Consider the following 6,001-nt stretch of genomic DNA (forward strand, 5'->3'; position numbering starts at 1 on the left):
CGTGGTCGGTGCGGGCCTGTGGCAGCTGCTCCGCCCGCACATGTCGCTGCTGGCGGCCGTCAGCGAGGGCCGCGCGATGGAACTGGACGCCATGCCGGTCACCGCCGAGGGCGACCTCATCTGGGACGACGCGCGCGCCCGCACCGGTGAGCCGGCCGACGCCCTGGTCACCGCCCGGGTGGCGCTGCCCGCCGCCGCCCCGCCGACGGCCCCGCTGGACCGCCACCCGGCCCGCATCGCCGTGCCCGTCCTGCTGGAGGGGTACGACACGGAACAGGACGACTCCGGGCTCGCGTTCCGGATCGCCGGACACCGGCTGGCCGTCGACGCCGACCGGGCACCGGACGCCGGACCGCTCACCCCGGAGGCCGTGGCCGGATCGGGCACCTGCATCGCGCTGCTGCGCTGGGACGGCGGGGAGTTCCGGGTGCAGCCGCTCGCCGTGGAGAAGCTGGTGCGCAAGAAGCCCGTCGCCCTGCACGCGGGCGCCTGGGCCGGGGGGACGGCCGACAAGGCCGGGGTGCGGGCCGAGAAGGCCGCCACCACCGCCGTCGCCGTCCTGCGGGAACGAGCCGGAAAGCTGCTGCGCACATGACCCAGGACCGCCATCACGACCCGAGCGGGCCGGCCGTCCCGGACGACGCGCCCGACCCCTACGACAACCGCCGCCAGGTGCTCTACTGGCGGCTGCTGGCCCGGCTGTTCGACCCGGAGGAGCAGGCCGCGCTGGAGTCGGCGAGCCTGGCCGTCGTCGAGGACATCGGGCTGCCGTCCGCACTGCTCGACCCGGGAGCCTCGGTCGACTCCGTGGTGCAGCGCCACCCCGAACTGGCCGACGAGTTCGACGGGCTGCTGGCACCCGAGCCCGACGAGGACGGCGCGCGGGACCGGGACGCGGAGGTGCGACGGGCCGCCCTCGCCTCCAAGGTGCTGCTCAACGTCTTCGACACCGGCTCCGGCACCGTCACCGCCGGGCAGCTGGCGCGCTGGCAGTCCGACACGGGCTGGCTGGAGCGGGCGTTCGGCTGCCGGCCGGGCGACCTGCGCGGCACCCGCGGCACGGGCAGCGGAGCGGGCGGCGGCGTCAGCCCCACCGGCACGGGGGGCGGGCGCACGCCCGACCTGGGACGGCTGGTCCCGCCCATCGGGCCCGAACTGGGCGCCATCGAGGCCGGACTCGTCAAACGCATGCACCTGCGCGAGGTGCTCGCCGACCCGAAGCTGGCCTCGCGGCTCACCCCGAGCATGTCCCTCATCGAGCAGTTGCTGCGCGACAAGGACAACCTCTCCGGCGTGGCCCTGGCGAACGCGAAGTCGCTCATCCGCCGCTACGTGGACGAGGTCGCCCAGGTCCTGCGCACCCAGGTGGAGAAGGCCACGGTCGGGGAGCTCGACCGGTCGGTGCCGCCGAAGCGGGTGTTCCGCAACCTCGACCTGGACCGCACGATCTGGAAGAACCTCACCAACTGGAGCCCGGAGGAGGAGCGGCTCTACGTCGACCGTCTCTACTACCGGCACAGCAGCCGCAGGACGACGCCACAGCGCCTGATCGTCGTCGTGGACCAGTCCGGCTCCATGGTCGACTCGATGGTCAACTGCACCATCCTGGCCTCCATCTTCGCCGGCCTGCCGAAGGTGGACGTGCACCTCGTCGCCTACGACACCCAGGCTCTGGACCTCACGCCCTGGGCGAGCGACCCGTTCGAGACGCTGCTGCGCACCAAGCTGGGCGGCGGCACCGACGGCACCGTCGCGATGGCCCTCGCCCAGCCGAAGATCGCCGAGCCGCGGAACACCGTGGTGGTGTGGATCTCCGACTTCTACGAATGGCGCACCGAGGAGCTCTTCGAGAGCATGGCCGCCATCCACCGCTCGGGCGCCAAGTTCATCCCGGTCGGCTCGGTCAGCAGCTCCGGGCACGGCAGCGTCAACCCGTGGTTCCGGGAGCGGTTCAAGGACCTCGGCACCCCGGTGCTCTCCGGCCACATCAAGAAGCTGGTGCACGAGCTCAAGACGTTCCTGACCTGAGTCCCGCCGAGTCCCGCGCCGCCGCGGCCCCTTCCGGTCCGTGTCCGCCGCGCACCCCGGGCCGCCGCCCGGGACGACCGCCGACGCGGTCCCACGCCCTTCCGTCCGGACCCCGCTCCGGACCCCCGTCCGCTCACGTACGAAAGGCCCACCGTCTGATGTCCGACCTGTTGCGCGCCCCCGCCGAGATCAAGTACGCCGAGGAACTCGACTGGCTCGAGTCGGTCGACGACAACCCCAAGCCGTTCTCCTGGCGGCTGTCGCCCAAGATGGTCCGGCTGTTCATCCTCGGCTCGGAACGCTCCGACGGCCTCGACCGGGAGATCTCCCAGAAGTGGTTCGGCGACCGCAGCTTCGTCGAGCGGTCCATCGTCACCCTCGCCTCCGACCGCGGCCTGCTGCTGATCGGCGACCCGGGCACCGGCAAGAGCTGGCTGGCCGAGCTGCTGTCCGCCGCGATCAGCCGCAACTCCACCCTGGTGGTGCAGGGCACGGCCGGGACCACCGAGGACCACATCAAGTACTCGTGGAACGTCTCCATGGTCATCGCCAAGGGCCAGTCCCGGGAGTCGATGATCCCCTCGCCCATCATGACGGCGATGGAGACCGGCGCGATCGGCCGTTTCGAGGAGCTGACCCGCTCCACCAGCGACGTCCAGGACGCGCTGATCTCCATCCTCTCCGAGAAGTACATCTCGGTCCCCGAACTGGAGAGCGGCGGCAGCGACAACATCGTCTTCGCCAAGCCCGGCTTCTCCGTCATCGCCACCGCCAACAGCCGCGACCGCGGCGTCAACGACCTGTCCTCCGCGCTGAAGCGCCGGTTCAACTTCGTCCGCATCCCGGTCATGACCAACAAGAAGAGCGAGACCGAGATCGTCCGCTTCCGCACGGAGGAACTGCTGCGGCGCCACTCGATCGAGCTGGACGTGCCGCCCACCCTGCTCGACGTGCTGCTCCAGAGCTTCGCCGACCTGCGCGCCTCTGCCGCGGCGGCCGGCAGCGACGACGAGAAGCTGGAGTCGGCCCTGTCCACCGCCGAGCAGATCGGTGTGCTGGAGGACGCCATCCTGCACAGCAACTTCTTCGGCGAACGCACCCTGACCGCCCGCACCCTCGCCGCCTCGCTGGTCGGCTCCCTCGCCCGCCGCGAGCCGGAGGACCTGGCGATCCTCAACAAGTACCTGCACGGCGTCGTCGAGCCGCGCAGCAAGGAGGAGGGCGGCTCGTGGCCCGAGTTCCTGGAGGGCGGCCGCGACGCGATCGCCACGCTGTCATGAGCGGCGCCCCGCAGAGCCCCGCCCGGCGGGGCACGCCCGCCCCGGCCGCGGACACCGTCACCGCGCCCGGCAGCACGTTCGCCGCACTGCGCGGCCAACTGCACGAGGCCGCCGCCGCGTTCGCCGGCGGGCCGGACGGCCTGGAGGACATCCTCCTCGGCATGGTCGACGACGTGGACCGCGCGGTCCGCGAACCGCTGGAGATCTTCCCCGTCTGCCACCACTCCCCCGCGTCCGCCCTCGCGATGGCCCGCCGGCTGCGCGAGAAGCAGCCCCGCGTGGTGTACCTGGAGCTGTGCGAGGACATGGCGCCGCTGCTGACCGAGCTGCGCAACTGCCGCCTGCCGGTGGCCGTCCAGGCCTTCGCCAGCGAGGTGAAGGGCTTCCCGCCCGAGTGGGCGCCGCTGTCGGTGGTCGCGCCGATCACGGAGGCGTCCGCCGAGTACCAGGCCATCGCCTACGCCCTCGACACCCCGGGCGTGGAACTGGTCCTGGTCGACCGGTCCTCGGACCACGTCTTCCAGTGGGACGCGCGCGGGGAGCCCGTCCCGGAGCCGGCCGCGGAGGGGGCGGCCGGCCCCGGCGGCGGGACCGGCCCGGCGGAGCACGAGGAGGCTGCGCTGCACGGCGAGGCCGTCGGCGTGGAGATCGGGGACCTCAGGCCGCGCTTCGCCGAACTGGAGGAGCACCTGCTGCGGCACGGCCGGGTCCGGCACTGGTCGGAGTGGTGGCACCAGTACGTCGAACTGCCCCTCGGCGACAGCGACCACGACACCTACCGCCAGGTCATGTTCCTCATCGGCAGCCTCTTCCGCCGCCTCGCCCCCGGCGACGCGGCCAGGACGCGGGTGGACGAGGACCGCGAGCGGTACATGTGGACACGGATGCGCGAACACCTGGCCGCGACCGGGACCGACCCGGCGGACTGCCTGTACATCTGCGGCGCGTTCCACGCGGCCAGCAGGGTCGAGGAGTTCGGGGTGGCCGGTGCGGACACGTTCACCATCACGCCGCGCTCCGACACCACCTGGCAGTACGGCCTCATCCCGTCCAGCCACGCGGCCATCGAGGCACAGTTCGGCCTGGCGTCGGGCTCGGTGTCCATCGCGGCGGCGGAATGGGCGAAGAACCTCCGGCGCACCCGGGTGAAGCCCTACCGGCTGGAGGGCCAGGCCGGCACGAAGAAGTCGCGGGCGAAGCAGACCGCCGCGCCCGCCGTCCCGGCGGTGTCCGCAACGGATGCGGACGACCGGCTGTCGGGCTTCCTGCGCCGCCCGCCGGTGCTGGACGCCCTCGACGAGGCCGAACTCCTCGGCTGGTCGGTGGACATCGTGCGCGCGGCCCGGCGCAACGGCTACCTCGCCTCCACGGCCGACGCGATCGCCGTCTTCGAGACGTCGATCCTGCTCGCCGGGATGCGGGACCGCGCCAAGCCCACGCCGTACGACTTCCAGGACGCGGCCGTCACCTGCATCGAGAAGGACGCGGTGCCCGGGCGGCGGGACGTACGGCGGCTGGTCGAGATCATGCTGGGCGGCGACCGGATCGGCCGGGTCGGCTACGACGCGCTGCCGCCCCTCGCCCGCGACGTCCACGACCGGCTGGCCCCGCTGGGGCTGAAGCTGCAACAGCGCGGTGTGCAGCGGGCGTTGCTGGACATGGCGTCCCGGCCGGAGCTGCGGGCCTGCTCCGACGTGCTGTGGATGCTGCGGCGGCTGATGCCGCAGGGCGCGGCCCGCCCGATCATGGGCGAGCGCGCTCTCGGCGAACGCTCCATCCAGGAGTCCTGGGACCTGGCGATCGGCACCCACCAGCGGGCCCTGATCGAGCTCGGCTACGAGGGCGTCAGCATCGAGCAGGTGCTGGAGCAGCGGCTGCGCCGGGCCGCGTACGCGCCGCAGGCGACGACGGCGACGGTGCTGGCCGCCGTCGAGGACGCGACGCTGTACCTGGGCAGCCGCCGCCTCGCCGACGAGCTGGGCACCCGGGCGCTGGAGGTGCTGGCGTCGGAGCGCAGTGTGGACGGCGCGCCGGAGGTGCTGCGCCGGGTGCGCCGGCTGCTGGCGTACTACCGCACGAGCGAGCCGGTGCTGCCGCCGTGGATCGAGGCCTTCGCCAAGACCGGTTACGCGCACTACTGCACGCTGCTGCCGACGGCGTTCGCCGACGAGGACGCGACGGTGGGTCAGGTCGCGGCGATGCTGGGCTTCCTGTTCAGCATGGAGAGCCTGGCCCTGTCGCTGGGCTGCGACCGGGCCCAGCTGGAGCTGGCGGTCGCGCAGTCCCGTCCCGAGGATCCGGCGCGGACGGCGCTGCTGTGGGCGGCGCAGGTGCAGCTCGGCACGCTCAGCCGCGGCGAACTGCGGGAGCGCTGCGCCGCGTTGCTGGCGAACCCGCTGGTGGTGCCCGCCTATCCGCGCTATCTCAGCGGGTTCGTGCACGCGCTGGAGCCGGTGCCGGCGCTGGCGGACGTGGTCGTGGAGGCGGTGTCGAACGCGTTCGGCCGGCTGCCCGATCCGGTGCTGCTGCCGTGGCTGCCGACGCTGATCACCACGCTGCGCAACGAGGCGGCGGACCTGGCGCCGCTGCTGATCCGGGAGGCCGGGCGGATCTTCCCGGGCCGCCTGGCGGAGCTGGACGCGTGGGTGCCGCCGTGGCGGGCCCCGGCACCGGTGCCCGTCCGCCGCGAGCGG

3 protein-coding genes and 1 pseudogene are annotated in these 6,001 nt (G+C 73.1%); all 4 read left to right on the forward strand.

Features of this window, described 5'->3' with window-relative positions:
- Positions 1–595, forward strand: a pseudogene (locus G3I53_RS00490) (hypothetical protein); the annotation flags it as partial.
- Positions 592–2,028 carry a VWA domain-containing protein gene (locus tag G3I53_RS00495; RefSeq protein ID WP_164437913.1) on the forward strand — a complete coding sequence of 479 codons (1,437 nt, stop codon included), beginning with the start codon at positions 592–594 and terminating at the stop codon, positions 2,026–2,028. The pseudogene G3I53_RS00490 and the gene G3I53_RS00495, both read left to right, overlap by 4 nt.
- Before the next feature lie 158 nt (positions 2,029–2,186).
- On the forward strand, positions 2,187–3,308 hold the full coding sequence (locus tag G3I53_RS00500) for an AAA family ATPase (protein ID WP_164437914.1): 1,122 nt from the start codon (positions 2,187–2,189) through the stop codon (positions 3,306–3,308).
- Positions 3,305–6,001, forward strand: a 2,697-nt coding sequence (locus G3I53_RS00505) for a DUF5682 family protein (RefSeq protein WP_239063438.1), incomplete at its 3' end; no start/stop codon positions are given. The genes G3I53_RS00500 and G3I53_RS00505, both read left to right, overlap by 4 nt.

Source organism: Streptomyces sp. SID14436, assembly GCF_010548465.1.
Classification (GTDB): domain Bacteria; phylum Actinomycetota; class Actinomycetes; order Streptomycetales; family Streptomycetaceae; genus Streptomyces.

Coding starts and splice junctions, on each gene's coding strand:
- G3I53_RS00500 (WP_164437914.1), top strand. CDS start 2,187: ATGTCCGACCTGTTGCGCGCCCCCGCCGAGATCAAGTACGCCGAGGAA.
- G3I53_RS00495 (WP_164437913.1), top strand. CDS start 592: ATGACCCAGGACCGCCATCACGACCCGAGCGGGCCGGCCGTCCCGGAC.